Annotated in this window: 13 protein-coding genes and 3 pseudogenes; 9 read left to right on the forward strand and 7 right to left on the reverse strand. The window is 70.6% G+C overall.

What is annotated here, in order from left to right:
• Nucleotides 1-92: 92 nt before the first annotated feature.
• The 4 genes from SSQG_RS36700 to SSQG_RS36715 form a co-directional block, all read right to left on the reverse strand.
• A complete protein-coding gene (locus SSQG_RS36700; protein WP_003995062.1) occupies nt 93-1,457 on the reverse strand; it encodes an FAD-dependent oxidoreductase in 1,365 nt (454 codons plus the stop codon).
• Nucleotides 1,458-1,676: 219 nt separating this feature from the next.
• The gene (locus SSQG_RS36705) at nt 1,677-4,400 is read right to left on the reverse strand and encodes a SpoIIE family protein phosphatase/ATP-binding protein (protein WP_078506985.1); all 2,724 of its coding nucleotides are present in this window, start codon (nt 4,398-4,400) and stop codon (nt 1,677-1,679) included.
• Nucleotides 4,401-4,519: 119 nt separating this feature from the next.
• The gene (locus SSQG_RS36710; protein ID WP_003995064.1) at nt 4,520-5,065 is read right to left on the reverse strand and encodes a hypothetical protein; all 546 of its coding nucleotides are present in this window, start codon (nt 5,063-5,065) and stop codon (nt 4,520-4,522) included.
• A 28-nt stretch (nt 5,066-5,093) separates the two neighbouring features.
• Nucleotides 5,094-5,672, reverse strand: coding sequence for an ATP-binding protein (locus SSQG_RS36715; RefSeq protein ID WP_003995065.1), 579 nt, complete (start codon nt 5,670-5,672; stop codon nt 5,094-5,096).
• A 163-nt stretch (nt 5,673-5,835) separates the two neighbouring features.
• Here SSQG_RS36715 and SSQG_RS36720 point away from each other — a divergent pair, with 163 nt between their 5' ends.
• Nucleotides 5,836-6,066: a DUF397 domain-containing protein gene (locus tag SSQG_RS36720; protein ID WP_003995066.1), complete on the forward strand. Its 231-nt coding sequence runs from the start codon at nt 5,836-5,838 to the stop codon at nt 6,064-6,066.
• A gap of 108 nt (nt 6,067-6,174) precedes the next feature.
• Entirely contained in the window at nt 6,175-7,089 is a 915-nt protein-coding gene (locus SSQG_RS36725) for a helix-turn-helix domain-containing protein (RefSeq protein WP_003995067.1), read from the forward strand.
• Between the two features lie 51 nt (nt 7,090-7,140).
• On the opposite strand, the gene SSQG_RS36730 is transcribed toward SSQG_RS36725, so the two are convergent.
• Nucleotides 7,141-7,968 carry an SAM-dependent methyltransferase gene (locus SSQG_RS36730; protein WP_003995068.1) on the reverse strand — a complete coding sequence of 276 codons (828 nt, stop codon included), beginning with the start codon at nt 7,966-7,968 and terminating at the stop codon, nt 7,141-7,143.
• A gap of 315 nt (nt 7,969-8,283) precedes the next feature.
• On the opposite strand from SSQG_RS36730, the pseudogene SSQG_RS40100 reads away from it, so the two are divergent.
• The 3 genes and pseudogenes from SSQG_RS40100 to SSQG_RS36740 form a co-directional block, all read left to right on the forward strand.
• A pseudogene (locus SSQG_RS40100) lies at nt 8,284-8,800 on the forward strand (molybdopterin-dependent oxidoreductase); the annotation flags it as partial.
• Between the two features lie 2 nt (nt 8,801-8,802).
• Nucleotides 8,803-9,126, forward strand: a pseudogene (locus tag SSQG_RS36735) (hypothetical protein); the annotation flags it as partial.
• A 195-nt stretch (nt 9,127-9,321) separates the two neighbouring features.
• Entirely contained in the window at nt 9,322-11,004 is a 1,683-nt protein-coding gene (locus tag SSQG_RS36740) for a hypothetical protein (protein WP_003995070.1), read from the forward strand.
• A 10-nt stretch (nt 11,005-11,014) separates the two neighbouring features.
• Here the strand turns inward: SSQG_RS36740 and SSQG_RS36745 are convergent, their stop codons facing one another.
• Together SSQG_RS36745 and SSQG_RS36750 are read right to left on the reverse strand one after the other, a co-directional pair.
• A complete protein-coding gene (locus SSQG_RS36745) occupies nt 11,015-11,659 on the reverse strand; it encodes a hypothetical protein (protein WP_003995071.1) in 645 nt (214 codons plus the stop codon).
• A 47-nt stretch (nt 11,660-11,706) separates the two neighbouring features.
• Nucleotides 11,707-11,904 (reverse strand): hypothetical protein, encoded by a 198-nt coding sequence (locus SSQG_RS36750; RefSeq protein WP_208865696.1) that lies wholly within the window; start codon nt 11,902-11,904, stop codon nt 11,707-11,709.
• 15 nt (nt 11,905-11,919) lie between these two features.
• On the opposite strand from SSQG_RS36750, the gene SSQG_RS36755 reads away from it, so the two are divergent.
• From SSQG_RS36755 to SSQG_RS36765, 4 genes and pseudogenes are all read left to right on the forward strand, one after another.
• A complete protein-coding gene (locus SSQG_RS36755) occupies nt 11,920-12,360 on the forward strand; it encodes a hypothetical protein (protein ID WP_244299385.1) in 441 nt (146 codons plus the stop codon).
• A 7-nt stretch (nt 12,361-12,367) separates the two neighbouring features.
• Nucleotides 12,368-12,541 carry a CsbD family protein gene (locus SSQG_RS40105; protein ID WP_003995073.1) on the forward strand — a complete coding sequence of 58 codons (174 nt, stop codon included), beginning with the start codon at nt 12,368-12,370 and terminating at the stop codon, nt 12,539-12,541.
• 217 nt (nt 12,542-12,758) lie between these two features.
• Complete coding sequence (locus SSQG_RS36760) at nt 12,759-13,775, forward strand: XRE family transcriptional regulator (RefSeq protein WP_003995074.1); 1,017 nt, start codon at nt 12,759-12,761, stop codon at nt 13,773-13,775.
• A 477-nt stretch (nt 13,776-14,252) separates the two neighbouring features.
• Nucleotides 14,253-16,308: pseudogene (locus SSQG_RS36765) on the forward strand (RICIN domain-containing protein); the annotation flags it as partial.

The raw sequence follows: 16,308 nt of genomic DNA on the forward strand, positions 1-16,308 counted from the left end.
TTCGGTGAAGCATCCGGATCGTACACGCTTCAAGTACGCAGAAGGGCGGGTTCGGTGACATCGCCACCGAACCCGCCCCGAGGTGTGAGGTGTCAGGCGCCGCTCGCCCGCAGCATGTCCTCACGCTCGACGATCTTCACGCGCTCGCGCCCCTCGGGCTCGCCCAGCGCCTTCTCCGCGGCGTCCAGCTCGTACCAGCCCTGCCAGGTGGTGAAGCGGACGTTCCGCTCGGCGAGGAACGAGTCCACGGCCTCGAGGGTGGGGGAGGCGGGCGTGTGCAGCCGGCCGTTCGCGTAGTCGTCCAGCAGGTTGGACACCGTCTCGTTGGCGTCGCCCTTGGTGTGACCGATCAGGCCCACGGGGCCACGACGGATCCAGCCGGTGACGTACGTGGACTGCAGATGCTCTCCGGTCTCCTGCATGACCCGGCCGCCCTCGTCGGGGACGGTGCCCGAGTCGAGGTCCCAGGGCAGCTTGGGGAGTTTGTCCGACAGGTAGCCGACCGCGCGGTAGACCGCGCCGACGTCCCAGGTGTTGAAGGTGCCGGTGCCCTTGACGTTGCCGGTGCCGTCCAGTTCCGTGCGCTCGGTGCGCAGGCCGACGACCTTCCCGTCCTCGCCGAGGACCTCGACCGGCGACTCGAAGAAGTGCAGGAAGAGCTTGTGGGGCCGGTCGCCGACGTCGCGGATCGCCCAGTTCTCCAGGGTCTTGGCGACCATGTCGGCCTGCTTGTTGCCGCGCCGGGTGGCGATGGAGCCCTCGTCGTAGTCGATGTCCTCGGGGTCGACGATGACCTCGATGTTGGGGGAGTGGTCCAGCTCCCGCAGCTCCATCGGGCTGAACTTCGCCTGCGCCGGGCCCCGCCGGCCGAACACGTGGATCTCCTTGGCCCGGTTGGCCTTCAGACCCTCGTAGACGTTCGGCGGGATCTCCGTCGGCAGCAGCTCGTCCGCCGTCTTGGCCAGGACGCGCGCGATGTCGAGCGCGACGTTGCCGACGCCGAGCACGGCGACCTTCTCCGCCTCCAGCGGCCAGGTGCGCGGCACGTCCGGGTGGCCGTCGTACCAGGACACGAAGTCCGCGGCACCGTACGAGCCGTCGAGGTCGATGCCCGGGACGGACATCGACCGGTCGGCCGTCGCGCCGGTGGCGAAGATCACGCCGTCGTAGAACGCTCGGAGGTCGTCCAGGCTGATGTCGGTGCCGTAGTCCACGTTGCCGAAGAGCCGGATCTGCGGTTTGTCGAGGACCTGGTGCAGGGCCGTGATGATGCCCTTGATCCGCGGGTGGTCGGGGGCGACGCCATAGCGGATCAGACCGAACGGCGCCGGCATGCGCTCGAAGATGTCGATGGACACGCCGGGTTCGGCGGCCACCTCGGACTTGAGCAGGGCGTCGGCGGCGTAGATCCCGGCGGGGCCGGATCCGACGATGGCTACCCGCAGGGGGCGGGGCATGGTCAGGTTCCCTTCGAGCGGCGACAAGCGATCTCGCTGTGAAGCCTAAACTGAGGCATGCCTAAGTTGGTACGCGGGTCCGGTCTATGAGCTCATAAGGCGACTTTATGACCGGTCACAGGTGGCCTTATCGACGTCACGGCGCCACGGCGACGCCGCGCGCCATGCGCCTGACCTGCCGGCCGCCGACCTCAGCGCGGCGCTCGGAGCGGTGACCGCTCACGGCAACGGCTGCTCCGCCCAGATCACCTTCCCCGCCGGCAGGTAACGCGTGCCCCAGCGCTCGGCGAGCTGCGCGACGAGGAACAGCCCGCGCCCGCCCTCGTCCGTCATCGTCGCGTACCGCAGGTGCGGCGAGGTGCTGCTGCTGTCGAACACCTCGCAGATCAGGTTGCGGTCGCGCATCACTCGCACGTGGATGGGGCCGCCGCCGTACCGGAGCGCGTTGGTCACCAGCTCGCTCAGGATCAGCTCGGTGGTGAACGTCAGATCGTCGAGCCCCCACTCGGCCAGCTGCCGGGTGACCGCCGCCCGCACCTCGCCCACGGCTGCCGGGTCGGCCGGCACCGGCCATTCGGCGACCCGGTCGGCGGTGAGCGCCCGCGTGCGCGCGACGATCAGGGCGATGTCGTCGCTGGAGCGGGCCGTGAGCTGCGAGTCCAGCACGGCCTGGCAGGTCTCCTCGGGGGACTCCCCGGCACGGCCCAGCGCCTCGCCCAGCATCTCCAGACCGACGTCGATGTCCCGCTCACGGTCCTCGACCAGCCCGTCGGTGTAGAGGACGAGCCGGCTGCCCTCCGCCAGCTCCAGCTCCGCCGTCTCGAACGGCAGACCTCCGAGTCCGAGCGGGGGACCGGCCGGCACGTCCGGGAACTCCACGCTGCCGTCGGGCCGGATCAGGGCCGGCGGGGGATGCCCGGCCCGTGCGACGGTGCAGCGCCGGGAGACCGGGTCGTAGACGGCGTACAGGCAGGTCGCGCCGGTGACCGGGGCGCTGCCCTCCTCCTCCGTCTCGTCCTGGTCGATACGGAGGACCAGCTCGTCCAGCAGGCTGATCAGCTCGTCGGGCGGGAGGTCGAGGGAGGAGAAGTTGTGCACGGCCGTGCGCAGCCGCCCCATGGTCGCCGCGGCGTGCAGCCCGTGGCCGACGACGTCCCCGACCACGAGGGCTACCCGAGCCCCGGACAAGGGGAGCACGTCGAACCAGTCGCCGCCCACCCCGGCCTGCGCGGGCAGATAGCGGTAGGCGATCTCCAGCGCGTCCTGTTCGGGCAGGTTCCGGGGCAGCAGACTGCGCTGCAGCGTCACCGCCATGCTGTGCTCACGGGTGTAGCGGCGCGCGTTGTCGATGGAGACGGCGGCCCGCGCGACCAGCTCCTCCGCCAGAGCCAGCTCGTCCGGGTCGAACGGCTCGGGCTTCTCGGAGCGCCAGAAGCTGACCACACCCAGCACCAGGGCGCCGGCCCGCAGTGGCACGGTGATCAGGGAGTGGATGCCGTACTCCACGATCTGCGCGGAGCGCTCGAGGTCCTGTGCCTGCCAGCCGGGGGCCGCGCCCAGCCGGGGCTCCAGCACCGGCCGTCCGGTGTCGAGGCTGTGGCCCTGGGGGGACGAGTCGACGAACCTGATCCGCTCACCGACGGGATAGAGGGGCGCGTCCTTGCGGATCCCGCTCAGCGCAGTGCGGCTGAGAGTGGCCGCCGCGTCGGGCTGCCCGCCGCCCAGCACCGCGTCGAACAGGTCCACGGTGACGAAGTCGGCGAACCGCGGCACGGCCAGCTCGGTCAGCTCCTCGGCGGTACGGGTCACGTCCAGGCTCGTCCCGATACCCACCCCGGCGTCGTACAGCATGTTGAGCCGCTCCCGCGCCGTCTCGGCCCGGCCGGACAGGGCACGCAGCTCCGTCGAGTCGCGCAGGGTGGCGACGCTGCCGGGCGGAACGCCCGCACGGTCCGTGGTGCGCTGGTTGACGGCCAGCAGCCGGTCCCCGACGAGATGCACCTCGTCGGTGGCGACGCGCCCGGAGGCCAGCAGGTCGGCGGTGCCCGGGTCGAGGCCCAGACTGAGGACGTGCCGCCCTTCGGCGTCGGCCGGCAGCCCGAGCAGGCGGTGCGCCTCGTCGTTGGCGAGCAGCAGGGTGCCTCCGTCGTCGACGATGAGCACGCCCTCGCGTACGGCGTGCAGCACGGCGTCGTGGTGCTCGTACATCCGGGTCATCTCGTGCGGCCCGAGCCCGTGCGTCTGGCGCAGCAGCCGCCTGCTCACCAGTGCGGCGCCCGCTGTCGCGAGACCGAGTGCCACCGCGGCGGCGGACAGCACGAGCGGCAGCTGGCGGTCGGCGGTGCCTCCGACCTTCTTGGTCGTGATCCCCGCCGACACCAGGCCGACGACCTTGCCGTCCGGGGCCTTCACCGGCACCACGGCCTGCACGAGGGGTCCGATGGTGCCTTCGACCTGCTCGATCACCGTCTCCCCGGCGAGGGCGGGTGCCAGGGTTCCGACGAACTTCTTCCCGATGCGGTCCGGCTTGGGATGGGTGTAACGGATCCCGTCGGTGTTCATGACGACGATGAAGTCGACCTTCGACTGCTCACGGGCGGCTTCGGCGCGCGGCTGGAGCACCGCCGTGGGGTCGGGGCTCTCCAACGCAGCGATGGTGCCCGGAGCGTTGGCGAAGGTCTCGGCGACGGCGAGTGAGCGGTTGCGGGCCTCCTGGGTCGTGTCGTGACGCACCTGAAGGACCAGTGCCACCACGGCCGCCACCACCAGCAGCAGCACGATCACCACGACGAGCAGGAACACCTGTCCGGCGACGCTTCGTCCCCCCAGCGCCGGCCGCAGCCCCGCCACCGGATTCCACCGCGACGGCCCCGCCTCCCGCCGCTGCCGCGTGGGCGGCGCGGCGCCGGGCCGCAGGGGCGATCGAGTCCCGGATCGACCCATGAGTCGGACCATGGCACATGTCTACACTGCCACGCCCCGGGAGGCGAGGGGCATTACCCATGGTGACAAGGGGTTCTCACCGTTTCATCACGTCTTTCGGTGAATGGGCGCGGCGAGCGTCAGGCACCCAGGGAACGGGCGAGCTCGGTCGTCGCCCGGGCGATCTCCGTGTCCTGGTCCGCCAGCAGCCGCCCGAGCTCTCCGCGCCGCGCACGCACCGCCTGACGCGCCGCACGCTCCCACACCACCGGGTTCTCCCGGCGGTTCAGCAGCTTCGGGTAGGCGGCGGCGATGCTCTCCCACTGCCGGGCGTCGGCGATGTTCTTGAGCAGCTGGATGATCTGGGGCCGGCAGGTCACCTGCGGCAGTTTCGCGAGCTCCCAGAGGAAGGGGACCGTGGCGGCCGTCGCCTGCTCCACGACGAAGCCGAACTGGCAGATCCGTTTCCGCAGATCGCCGAGGGCGGACCGGGCGGTGTCGGCGTCACCCCAGGCGATGCCGTTGAGCAGGAGGGGAATGGCTGTCGCCGAACCGGTGGAGTCCTGGATGTCGCTCCAGGGCACGCGGTCCAGCGTCATGAGCGGCGTGTTCCTGGCCACCCCGGTGGGGACGTCGGGGCGCTGTGGGCGCTCGCTGCTCGGGTGTTCCGTCGAAGCGCTGCGCATGGCGAGGGGCCTTTCCGCGGCAGTCGTGTCAGTGGGGTGGACGGGTCGACAACCTGGCCCAGACCGTCTTGCCCGCCGGAGGGCAGGGGGTCCAGCCCCACTCCTCGGACAGGGCATTGACGATGTACAGGCCCCGGCCGTGCTCCACGAGGCCGGAGCCTTCGGGTCCGTACACGGGCGGGTGGTCGTCGGGATCGGAGACGCTGATCAGCAGGTGAGTGGGGTCCAGGAGCAGTCCGAGGCGGATCTCCGGCCCACCCGGCGCATCCGCTGTCCCCGGCGCCGCGTGGGTCGCGGCGTTGGCGGCGAGCTCGGTGATGACGAGGGTGGTGTCGTCGCGGCGGTGGTCGAGGGCCCAGCCGTGCAGCGTGTCACGAGTGAAGGACCGGGCCCGCGAGAACCCCTCCCGGCTGCACTCGACACGCAGGTCGGCCGAGGCGGACAGGGAACCGGAGAACTGCGGCGGCGTCCGCGGCGCCGAAGGCGGGACCTCGTACGACGCCACCGCGTGCGGCCTGGCCGGGAGTGTGGTGCTCGTGCCGGGTGCGCTCGTGTGTGCCGCCACCTCACTCGGTGGACGGAGCACGTGCTGCGCGGCTGATGACACGGCATCTCCCCGATGCGACGTCAGGACTCGGCGTCGGCCCGGGGGTTGACGCCGCGGCTATTATCCACGCTGACGACCCTCGCGTGCAATTGCACGAGAAATTGCGCACACATCAAGCCGTTGCGGGTACGCGAGTCGGAACGAGAACAGCAAGGAGACTGCGATGCCACCAGTGCAGAACGGAGTGCAGGCAAGCTCGTTGGACGCCTGCTGGATCAAGAGCCGGCACAGCAACGCCGAGGGCAACTGCGTCGAAGTGGCCACCCTCGTCGACGGGGGCATCGCGATGCGCAACTCCCGTGACCCCGACGGGCCCGCGCTCGTCTACACGGCGGCGGAGGTGGCGGCGTTCGTGGCCGGGGCGAAGGACGGTGAGTTCGACCACCTGTTGTGACCGGAGCTCAACTACCCACTTCCAGATGGCTTCTTCGGGCAGGTGCGGGAAGACCGGGCGGAGTGCGATAGTGTAAGTCGCCCTTGTGCCGGTCTGCTGGGAGTCAGGATGTCCGCCGCGTCGCATCACATCTCCCGTCTGGAACCCTACCTGGACAAGCCGGAGCCCGCGCCGACTCTGCTGAAGATGCTGGTCGGTGTGCAGCTTGCAGGCTTCCGCGAGGACGCCGGGCTCGCACAGGACCAGGCGGCACGTGCTGTCGGCTTCAGTCCCGCGAAACTGTCCCGCATCGAAGCGGGCAAGGGTCGCCGCCCGCCGACGGAGAACGACGTCCGCGCGCTGCTGCAGCTCTACGGCACCGACGACTACGAGGTCTCGGTGCTGCTCAAACTGCTGCAGCGTGCCGGTGAGCCGGGCTGGTGGCAGCGCTACGACAAGCGGCTGATGCCCGAGTGGTTCGACCGGCTGGTCGGGCTCCAGGAGGCCGCCGCCACCATCCGTACCTTCGAGATCCAGTACGTGCCCGGTCTGTTGCAGACCCCTGACTACACCAGGGCCGTGGTGGAGCGAGGCCTGCCCAACGCCCCGGCCGGTGAGGTGCGGCGTCGCGTCGAACTCCGGGAACGGCGGGCGCGGTTGCTGTCGCGGACCGACGCCCCGCAGCTCTGGGCGATCATCGACGAGTCCGTGCTGCTGCGCGTTCTCGGCAGCACCGACGTGATGCGGGAGCAGCTCGCGCACCTCGTGGAGATGGCCGGACGCCCCAACGTGACCCTGCAGATCGTGCCGCTGAGCGTCACGAACGCCTCGGCGCCGGCCATCCCGGTCACCTATCTGCGCTTCGGCGGCCTCGACCTTCCCGACGTGGTCTATCTGGAGCACATCAAGAGCGCGAACTTCCTCGAGGACCGCGACGAGACGGAGGAGTACCGGATCGCGCTGGACCGGCTCGCCGACGAGGCGCTCAAGCCCCGCGACTCCCTGGAGCTGCTGCGTCAGACGATGGAGCAGCGCTACCCCTGACGCGAGGGCGCCGCGCGCGGGACCACCGGCGTCCCGCGCAGGGCCTCGCGGTCACTTCTCCGACGGAATACATCCCACGCCGCCGAACTCGATCCACTCGTGCGTGAGCTGACGGGGCACCACCTCGGTGTCCGGACGCCAGGTGGACACCTCCACAAGACCCGGCTCCAGGATCTCCAGATCCTCGAAGTACGTGGCGACGTCCTTCGGCTCCCGCACGCGGCCCCAATGTCCCTGCGTCGCCTGGTCCATGAAGTTCGTGACGAAGTCACGGACCTCGGCGTCCTCGCTGACCAACTGGCACATCACCATGAAACTGCCGGGCGCGAGCCGTTCCCGCACGCGGCGGGCCACCGCGAGCGGCCCGTCGGTGTCGCTGTCCGGGATGCAGTGGAACACCGAGTTGAACAGCACGCACACCGGCTCGGAGAAGTCGATCAGCCGCTTGGTGTCGGGGTGATCGAAGATCAGGTCGGTCTCGCGCATGTCCGCGTGGATGACGGTGGTGCGCTCGTCCTGCTCCAGCAGCGCCCGGCCGTGGACCAGCACCATCGGGTCGTTGTCGACGTACACCACGTGGGTCGTCGGGTCGATGCGCTGGGCGACCTGGTGCACGTTGTCCTGCGTCGGCAGACCGGATCCGTGGTCCAGGTACTGCCGGATGCCGAACTCCTCGGAGAGGGTCTTCACGACACGCTGGAGGAAGCGCCGGTTGTTCAGGGCGAGGCGACGCGTGCTGGGCACGACCTTGTCCAGTTCCTCGCATGCGGCGCGGTCGGCCGCGTAGTTGTCCTTGCCGCCCAGGTAGTGGTCGTACATGCGGGCTGCGGTCGGCACGGTCGCGTCGATCTCGGTGGACAACTGCTTCTCGGAGTGCATCGATCCCCCTGCGTGGTGCCGCGCCAACGGACTGGCTGGACAGGAAGTACATCCTAGGGAGCGGCAGTTGGGCCGTGCCAGCCCAGTGGCGAACGTGCCCACGATCGAACGAAAAGATGATCGTGTGCCGCTACGCCGTGTGCTCACTGTGTCACCTTCATGCACTCTGCGTCACCGGACTTCGGTGAGCCGGAGCCGGCTGCCCGCCGGGGGAGAGCGTTCGCCTGTGGGAGGTGGGACCGTGGACACCTCGGCCGACCGGATCGCGGATCCGTGGGGCGCGCGTACCCCGTACCGGCCCGGCATGCCCTGGTCTTCGGCTGCGACGGGCAGCCCGGCTCGTACGAGGACATCGACCACGCCGACACCGTCGCCCTGTTCGGGTACAACATGACCGAAACGCAGACAGTGCTGTGGATGCGGCTCCTGGACCGCCTGGAGGGCGGCGACCCGCCCCGGCTGGTGTGCGTGGCCCCGCGCTTCACCCAGGTCGCCCGGCGGGCCGACGTCCACCTGGCCCCGCGCGCGGGCACGAACGTCGCACCGCTCAACGCCCTTCTGCACGAGATCATCCGCACCGGCCGGATCGACCGTGCCTCCATCGACGCGCACACCGTCGGCTTCGAGGAACGCGCGGCCGTGGGTCGAGGAGTGCACCCCCAAGTGGGCGGCCGGGATCTACGACGTGCCGGCGGCCCAGATCGAGCGGGCGGCGGAGATCCTCGGCACGGCGGAGCGGCTGCTGTGCACCGTCCTCCAGGGCGTCTACCAGTCCCACCAGGCCAGTGCTGCCGCCCTGCAGGTCAACAACCTGCACCTGATCCGCGACATGCGGGCCGCGACCACGGACTCGGCCTGTCGGGCCCGGGCGGCGACGCTTCGCACGGCGCGCTCGCCGCGCTCAGGGAGAAGGCGTCGGAGGCGCTCGGCCGGCGCCCCGAGACCGGCCTGCCCCTCCTGCACGACATGCGCGACCCGCACCTGGCGGCCGCACGGAACTCACTCCACTGGGAGATGCTCGCCCAGACGGCGCAGGCCACCCGGGACGAGCGACTCCTGGCCCTGGTCAGCGACTGCCACCCGCAGACGCTCCGGCAGCTCCGCTGGACCAACACCATGATCAAGATCTTGTCCCCGCAGGTCCTGACCAGCGTCTGACGCCCGCGCCGTCAGTCCGGCCGCGCGGCGATCATGGTCCGGTGCCAGTGGTAGCCGGCCTTCGATACGAGGCGGTCGGGGCGCCGAACACGAAGCCGGGCGGGAATCCCGGGAAATCAGTCATGCGCTCATGCATGCCCCCGCCCATGCGATCCAAGATATGGCTGAGGAACCGGCCGCTTTCCAGGAGCACCCATGGACGACTACTACGACCTCGGTACCTACAGCCGCCCCGTCACGACATCCTCTTCAACGGCACAGCTCTGGTTCGATCGCGGTCTGATGTGGACCTACGCCTTCCACCACGAGGAAGCCGTGGCCTGCTTCGAAAAGGCCGCCGACGCCGATCCGGAGTGTGCGATGGCGTACTGGGGGATCGCCTACGCGCTGGGGCCGAACTACAACAAGCCCTGGGAGTTCTTCGACGGCGACGAGCTGACTCGGACCGTCGAACGCACGCACACGGCCGTCGAACGGGCTCACGACAAGGCAGTCCACGCCACTCCGGTCGAAAGAGCCCTGATCGGCGCGCTGCGGGCCCGCTACCCGCAGTCGGAGGCCGTCGAGGACTGCTCGGTGTGGAACGAGCCCTACGCGGACGCGATGCGCGCGGTGTACGAACTGGCGCCGCACGACCCGGACATCGCCACCCTCCACGCCGACGCCCTGATGAACCTCACCCCCTGGCAGCTGTGGGACCTGAGCACCGGGCAGCCGGCCGAGGGCGCGCGGACCATGGAGGCCAAGGCCGCCCTGGACGGTGCCCTCGCGACCGACGCCGGTGCCCGCCATCCGGGGGTCCTGCACCTGTACATCCACCTGATGGAGATGTCCCCGACGCCGGAGCAGGCCCTCACCGTCGCCGACCGCCTGCGCGGACTCGTGCCCGACGCCGGGCACCTGCACCACATGCCCTCGCACCTCGACGTCCTGTGCGGCGACTACCGCCGGGTCGTCGCCGCCAACAGCGACGCCATCGCCGCCGACGAGAAGTTCCACCGGCGCGCCGGAGCGATGAACTTCTACACCCTCTACCGGGCGCACAACTACCACTTCAAGATCTACGGCGCCATGTTCCTGGGGCAGGCGCAGGTCGCCCTCGACACCGCCGCGCAGCTGGAAGCGGCCGTCCCCGAGGACCTGCTGCGGGTGCAGAGCCCTCCGATGGCCGACTGGCTCGAGGGCTTCCTCGCCATGCGCGTCCACGTACTGATCCGCTTCGGCCGCTGGACCGACATCCTCGCCCTGCCGGCCCCCACCGACCAGAAGCTGTACGCGGTGACCACCGCCATGCGCCACTACGCGCGCGGCGTCGCCCTGTCGGCCACCGGCGAGGTCGGCCGCGCGGAGACCGAGCGCGAGCTGTTCCGCGAGGCGGTGGGCAGGGTCCCCGAGACGCGGATGCTGTTCAACAACACCTGCCGCGACATCCTCGCCGTCGCGGCGGCCATGCTGGACGGAGAGCTCGAATACCGAAGGGGCCGTCACGACCTCGCCTTCGCCGCCCTGGAACGGTCCATCGCGCTGGACGACGGTCTGCCCTACGACGAGCCCTGGGGCTGGATGCAGCCCACCCGCCACGCCTACGGCGCACTGCTGCTGGAACAGGGCCGGGTGGCGGAGGCCGAGGCGGTCTACCGCGCTGACCTCGGCCTCGACGACACCCTGCCCCGCCCTCTGCAGCACCCCGGCAACGTCTGGGCCCTGCACGGCTTCCACGAGTGCCTGACCCGGATGGGCCGGACCGGCGAGGCGGCCCTGGTGGCCCACCAGCTCAAGCTGGCGACCGCGCTGGCCGACGTACCGATCGAGGCGTCCTGCTTCTGCCGTCTGGAGACAGCGCCCCCTCTCGGGGAAGCGGACGGGTGCTGCCACTGACGCCGGGGCGTCACGGCCGGTTCAGGCCCGCACGCTCCAGCGCCCTGGTCATGGCAGCCTGGTCCCGTTTCCGCCAGTCGGGATCGTTCGTGAGGGACATCAGGAGCTCCGGCGTGAGCCGGTGGTTCTCGGCGTGGGCCAGCAGCGCCTCGGCGTCGTGGGCCGACGTGGCGGCGTGATCCCCGTCGGCGACCGTGCGCAGCACCGCGCCCCGGTCGGCGAAGCGGCTCATCCCGCAGTCGAGCCCGTCGTCGTCCAGGGTGCCGGGGTACGGGGCGCGAGCCCAGGCCCCGTCCTCGAACCAGTAGACACACCCGAGTTCGTTGCCGCTCAGCAGGTCCTGGAGCTTCTTGTGGGGCAGCCAGGCGGGGGCGCCGGCGAGCATGTCGACCGGCGGCTCGTGCCATTTGCAGTCGCTCGACTCGTCCTCGCCGAAGAGCACGTACCGCCCCTCGCCCCGCCGTGCGAAGCCCCACCAGGTGCAACCCGAGTCGTCCAGATGGAGGCCCCTGTCGTCCACCCAGGTCCCCGTGCGGTGATGGCCCGCCTCTTCGTCCTCCGCGGTGGCCTCCAGTACGGCGATGAGCGCCCAGCGCGCCCACAGCGTCTGCGCCGACGGCAGGTCCCCGGGCAGCCCCGGCCGGTTGATGGTCATGCCTGTCCTCCGGGCTCGCAACGTCGATCATGAACATTGCAAGGCTCTCATGGACCGAACGGGCCTGTTTCAGCGGCCGGTTGGCGGCTGCGGACCGGCGTCCGGCGCATCAGGACGAGCCCGTGGGCGACGATCCACACCACCCACATCAGCCAATCGGCGAGACCGAGGAGGCCGAGCGGCCCGGCGTGGTCCATGACCAGCGGGGTGAGCACGGCCGAACCGAACAGCAGCATGGCCGACACCAGTCCCCACCTGCTGTGCCACGGCCGGAGCTGGAGTCGCCCACCACGGACCCCGCCCGGCAGCTCGCCGCGATGGCCGGTTACGACCGGCGTCTCTACGAGCGCGCCGGCGACGTCATCACCCTCTTGAGGGAAGCGGGCCGCTCCGAACCGGAGCTGGCCACGCTCTACCACGACAGCCGAATCCGCGGTGACCGGACGCGGGTGCAGGTCTTCTCGTCGTGGCCGCCCGGCGTCCTGCGCTCCGGTCTCGACGTGCCGTCCGCGGTCGACGTCTACGCGGCGCTGTGCAACATCGACGTCTACGCCGTGTTGACCGGCGAACGCGGGTGGTCGCCCGATCAGGCGGAGCGGTGGTGGTGCGGGGCGCTGGCGCGTGAACTCCTGGGCACGTTTGGACCGCCGCTTAACGGTCACTCGGGCTGTGACCCCGAAGTCGGACACGGCTTGGAGTGAGTGAACCGTGGCTGAAGAGCAGAAGGCCAAAGCGAAGGCCGAGCAGGCCAAGGGCAAGGCCAAGGAGACGGTCGGCCGAGCGGTCGGCAACGAGCGGCTGACGGCCGAGGGCCGGGCGGAGCAGTCCAAGGGCGACGCCCGGCAGGCCAAGGAGAAGACGAAGGACGTCTTCAAGCACTGAGGTCATGAACTCGTGGCGGTGTCGCGTCCCCGTGGCGGACGCGGCACCGCCGCGGCTGTGAGCCGCCCGAGGGGGATCGGCCCCTCCTGCCGTGAGGCCACACCCGTCTCCCGATGTCCGGGCCTGTAGAGGGGTGTCCGGAACCGCGAGTGACGGGACGCCGATTGGCAGAATCCCGGATTGTCCACCGCGAGGGGCCGGACGAGGATGGGCGGACATGGGGAAAGAGCTTCCGTTACCACAGGAGGCGCGCAGCGCCGCGGAGTTCGTGGCCTGCATGCGGCACCTCAAGGAACAGGCCGGACTGACCTACCGCCAGCTGGAAGCGAACGCGGAACGGCGCGGGGACGTGCTCGCGCGGAGCACGGTCGCCGACGCGTTGCGCCGGGACACGCTGCCACGCCCGGAGGTCGTCGCCGCGTTCGTCCGGGCGTGCGGGAGAGACGAGGATCCCGCCCTCTGGCTGGAGGCCAGGGGCCGACTGGCCACCGCCGAGCCGCCGTACGCGGACGAAGGGGCGACGCGGGAACCCCGAATCGAGCGGGAGCACTCCGCGAAGCCGACGGCCCTGGCCCGCATCAGGAACCGGCGAGCCCTCGCCGCATCCGCCGGCGCCGCCCTCCTGCTCGCCGCTGTGGGAACCTGGGCACTGCTGCCCGGCGACGCGGGCGACCGGGACGCGGAGGCGCGCGGAGCCGGTGCGGCACCACGGCTCGGCTCCGCCTCGGCCCCCGCCACGACCAGCGACGTGGAGGGCCCGGCACCGGGAAGGTCCCGGATCAGGCCCGTCCTGGCCCCGAAGCTCTGCATCACCGAAGGCCACGACCGCAAGGGGCGGTACCGAAGCCAGGTCGCCGTCCAGCGCCCCTGCGGCGACGCCACACCCCCCGACCTCTCACTGGTGTCCGTCGGCAACACGGGCTCGTACTACATTCAATGGCGCCACCCGGTCTACGGCGACGGCTGTCTCACCGCGCTGGGCAGCGGCCATGTCGTGGAAGGGCTGCTCGAACCCTGGCCCTGGGAGAGCTGTTCGGCGGACCGCACCAGCCAGCACTTCTTCTTCGACCCCGTCGACGGTTCCGAGGACGACGTCTACCGCATACACGTGGTGCAGAACGGGATGTGCCTCGGTATCAACGGTGCCGACGACCGGTCGGCCGGTGCCGAGATCGCTCAGCAGCGCTGCACGGGCGCCCGGGACCAGGAGTTCCAGGTGGACGGCATCGACTGACCGAGTCCGTCAGGCCGTGACCGGCGGGGTCTCCGTCAGAGGGAAGTGACACGCCGCCCCGTGGCGGAGGCCGCCGGGCTACGGGTGGCGCGGCCGCCCTCGGACCTCCTCGGTGGGGCCCCTCTCCACGATCCTGCCCAGGTGCATCACGGCGACCCGGTCGGCGAGTTGCCGCACCACGGACAGGCCGTGAGACCGGCGGTTCCTCGGGAAGGACGATGCGCGGGGTGTTCGGGCCGCCGCCGATGAGGTCCGCGCCGGCCACCGAGCAGCCGGAGGCGACGAGGACGGCGCCGAGCGACGCGACGCTCGGACGAATATGCGGACGGTCATGTCTGGGGCGGCGAGCCGGATAGGGGCAAGGGGTCTGCGTCGGTTCCCAACTCGCCCCACCTCTTGACGTGTTGATTGCCGTCCTAAAACATTCGGGAAACTCGATTGGTTCTGCGCGGTTCTGTTCGCTCCCGAAGGGAATCCATGTCCAGCAGACATCGCCTCGCCCGGACCTCGGCGCTCACCGTCCCCCTGGTACTCGGCGCGGGACTCGTGGCCGTGCCTCCCGCCGCTGCCGCCGAACCGCCCGGCAGCGCGGTCACGTTACGGATCGACCCGTCCTACCGGCAGCAGGAGTTCGAAGGGTGGGGGACGAGCCTCGTCTGGTTCGCCAACATCACGGGCCGCTACCCGGAGCCCATCCGCCAGAAGCTCGCCGACATGCTCTTCGGCGACGACGGCCTCCGCCTCAACATCGCGCGCTACAACATCGGCGGCGGCAACGCCCCGGACGTCCGCAAGGACTACATGAAGGTCGGCGCGACGATGGACGGCTTCTGGAAGGCACCCGAGGGCACCACCCGGGAGGACACCGACTGGTGGAACCCCGACGACCCGGACCACTGGGACTGGTCCGCCGACGCGGGGCAGCGCTGGTGGGTGGACCGGGTCAAGAACAAGGTGACCAAGTGGGAGGCCTTCAGCAACTCGCCGCCCTGGTTCCAGACCGTCAGCGGCTATGTCTCGGGGGGCTTCGACGCCAACACCGACCAGATCAGACCGGACCGCGTCGACGACTTCGCCACCTACCTGGTCAAGGTGACGGAGCAGCTGGAGAAGAAGCACCGCATCACGTTCGACACCCTCGCCCCGCTCAACGAGCCCAACACCAACTACTGGGGCACCCAGCTCGGCCCCGACGGGCAGCCCACCGGCGGCCGCCAGGAGGGCGCCCACGCCGGCCCGGAACTTCAGCAGAAGGTCGTGCTGGCCGTGCGCCGCGCCCTGGACAAGGCGAAGACCCGCGCCACCGTCTCCGCGATGGACGAGACCAACCCCAGCACCTTCGTCCGCAACTGGAACGCCTACGACAGCTCCGCCCGCGCCGCCGTCGACCAGCTCAACGTGCACACCTACGGCACCGGCATGCGCACCAGTGCCCGGGACAGCGCCAAGGCCGCGGACCGGCCCTTCTGGATGAGCGAGGTCGAGGGCACCTGGGGGACCGGCACCGACTTCACCGGGATGGAACCCGGGCTCGGCATCGCCACCCGGATCGTCGACGACATCCGTGAACTGGAGCCGTCCGCCTGGGTGTTGTGGCAGCCCGTCGAGGACGCCGTCCCACAGGCGCAGGCCGGCAAGAACTGGGGCAGCATCCACCTCCCGTTCGACTGCACGGCGAAGGACACCCTGGAGACCTGCCCGATCCGGACCAACACCAAGTTCCACACACTGCGGAACTTCACCCACCACATCCGGCCCGGCGACCACTTCGTGAAGGCCGACGACCCCTCCAGCGTCGCCGCCGTACGCGAGTCCGGCCGGGGAGCGACCGTCGTGCACGTCAACAACGGCACCACCCCGCGCGCCGTGACGCTGGACCTCTCGCGGTTCCGGCGCGTCGCCCCCGGCGCCACCGTCACCCCCGTGGTGACCAGCGGCGACGGCGCCCTCGTCCGCGGCACTCCCGTGCGCGTGAAGGACGACTCCGCCACGGTGACCGTCCCGGCGAAGTCCGTCACGACCCTCCTCGTGAACGGCGTGTCCGGCACCGCCGAGGACGCCGCCCTCGTGCGGCCCGGCCACGTCTACCGCCTCCAGGGAGCCCAGAGCGGCAAGTCCCTCACCCCGTCCACAGACGGCAACGGCGTCGTCGTCCGCACGGACGATCCGAGCGCCAAGTCCCAGCTGTGGTCCGTGCGGCGGCTCACCCACGGCAACGGCAACCGTGAGCGCTACACCCTCGTCAACGCCGCCACCGGCGGACGCCTCGCCGTGCGCGACGACGAAGCCGTGCTGGAAGAGAGCGACACCCCGGCCGCGCAGTGGATCATGTCGACCACCGGGGACGGCACCTGGACCTTCGTCAACGCCGCCACGGGCCGGTTGCTCGACGTCGTCGGCCAGTCGACGGCGGACGGTGCCCGCGTGTCGGCGTACCCGCCGACCTCCGCGGCGAATCAGCGTTGGGGCCGTGACCGACGAGACCGTGCTGCGCACCCAGCGGGCCGAGGCGTTCACCGTGCCCGGCCGCGTG

The organism is Streptomyces viridochromogenes DSM 40736 (genome assembly GCF_000158955.1).
GTDB classification, from domain to species: domain Bacteria; phylum Actinomycetota; class Actinomycetes; order Streptomycetales; family Streptomycetaceae; genus Streptomyces; species Streptomyces venetus.

What these genes read in the sequence shown, in the direction of transcription:
- SSQG_RS36700 (WP_003995062.1), bottom strand. Translation starts at nt 1,457, where the DNA reads ATGCCCCGCCCCCTGCGGGTAGCCATCGTCGGATCCGGCCCCGCCGGG.
- SSQG_RS36705 (WP_078506985.1), bottom strand. Translation starts at nt 4,400, where the DNA reads ATGGGTCGATCCGGGACTCGATCGCCCCTGCGGCCCGGCGCCGCGCCG.
- SSQG_RS36710 (WP_003995064.1), bottom strand. Translation starts at nt 5,065, where the DNA reads ATGCGCAGCGCTTCGACGGAACACCCGAGCAGCGAGCGCCCACAGCGC.
- SSQG_RS36720 (WP_003995066.1), top strand. Translation starts at nt 5,836, where the DNA reads ATGCCACCAGTGCAGAACGGAGTGCAGGCAAGCTCGTTGGACGCCTGC.
- SSQG_RS36725 (WP_003995067.1), top strand. Translation starts at nt 6,175, where the DNA reads ATGTCCGCCGCGTCGCATCACATCTCCCGTCTGGAACCCTACCTGGAC.
- SSQG_RS36730 (WP_003995068.1), bottom strand. Translation starts at nt 7,968, where the DNA reads ATGCACTCCGAGAAGCAGTTGTCCACCGAGATCGACGCGACCGTGCCG.
- SSQG_RS36740 (WP_003995070.1), top strand. Translation starts at nt 9,322, where the DNA reads ATGGACGACTACTACGACCTCGGTACCTACAGCCGCCCCGTCACGACA.
- SSQG_RS36745 (WP_003995071.1), bottom strand. Translation starts at nt 11,659, where the DNA reads ATGACCATCAACCGGCCGGGGCTGCCCGGGGACCTGCCGTCGGCGCAG.
- SSQG_RS36760 (WP_003995074.1), top strand. Translation starts at nt 12,759, where the DNA reads ATGGGGAAAGAGCTTCCGTTACCACAGGAGGCGCGCAGCGCCGCGGAG.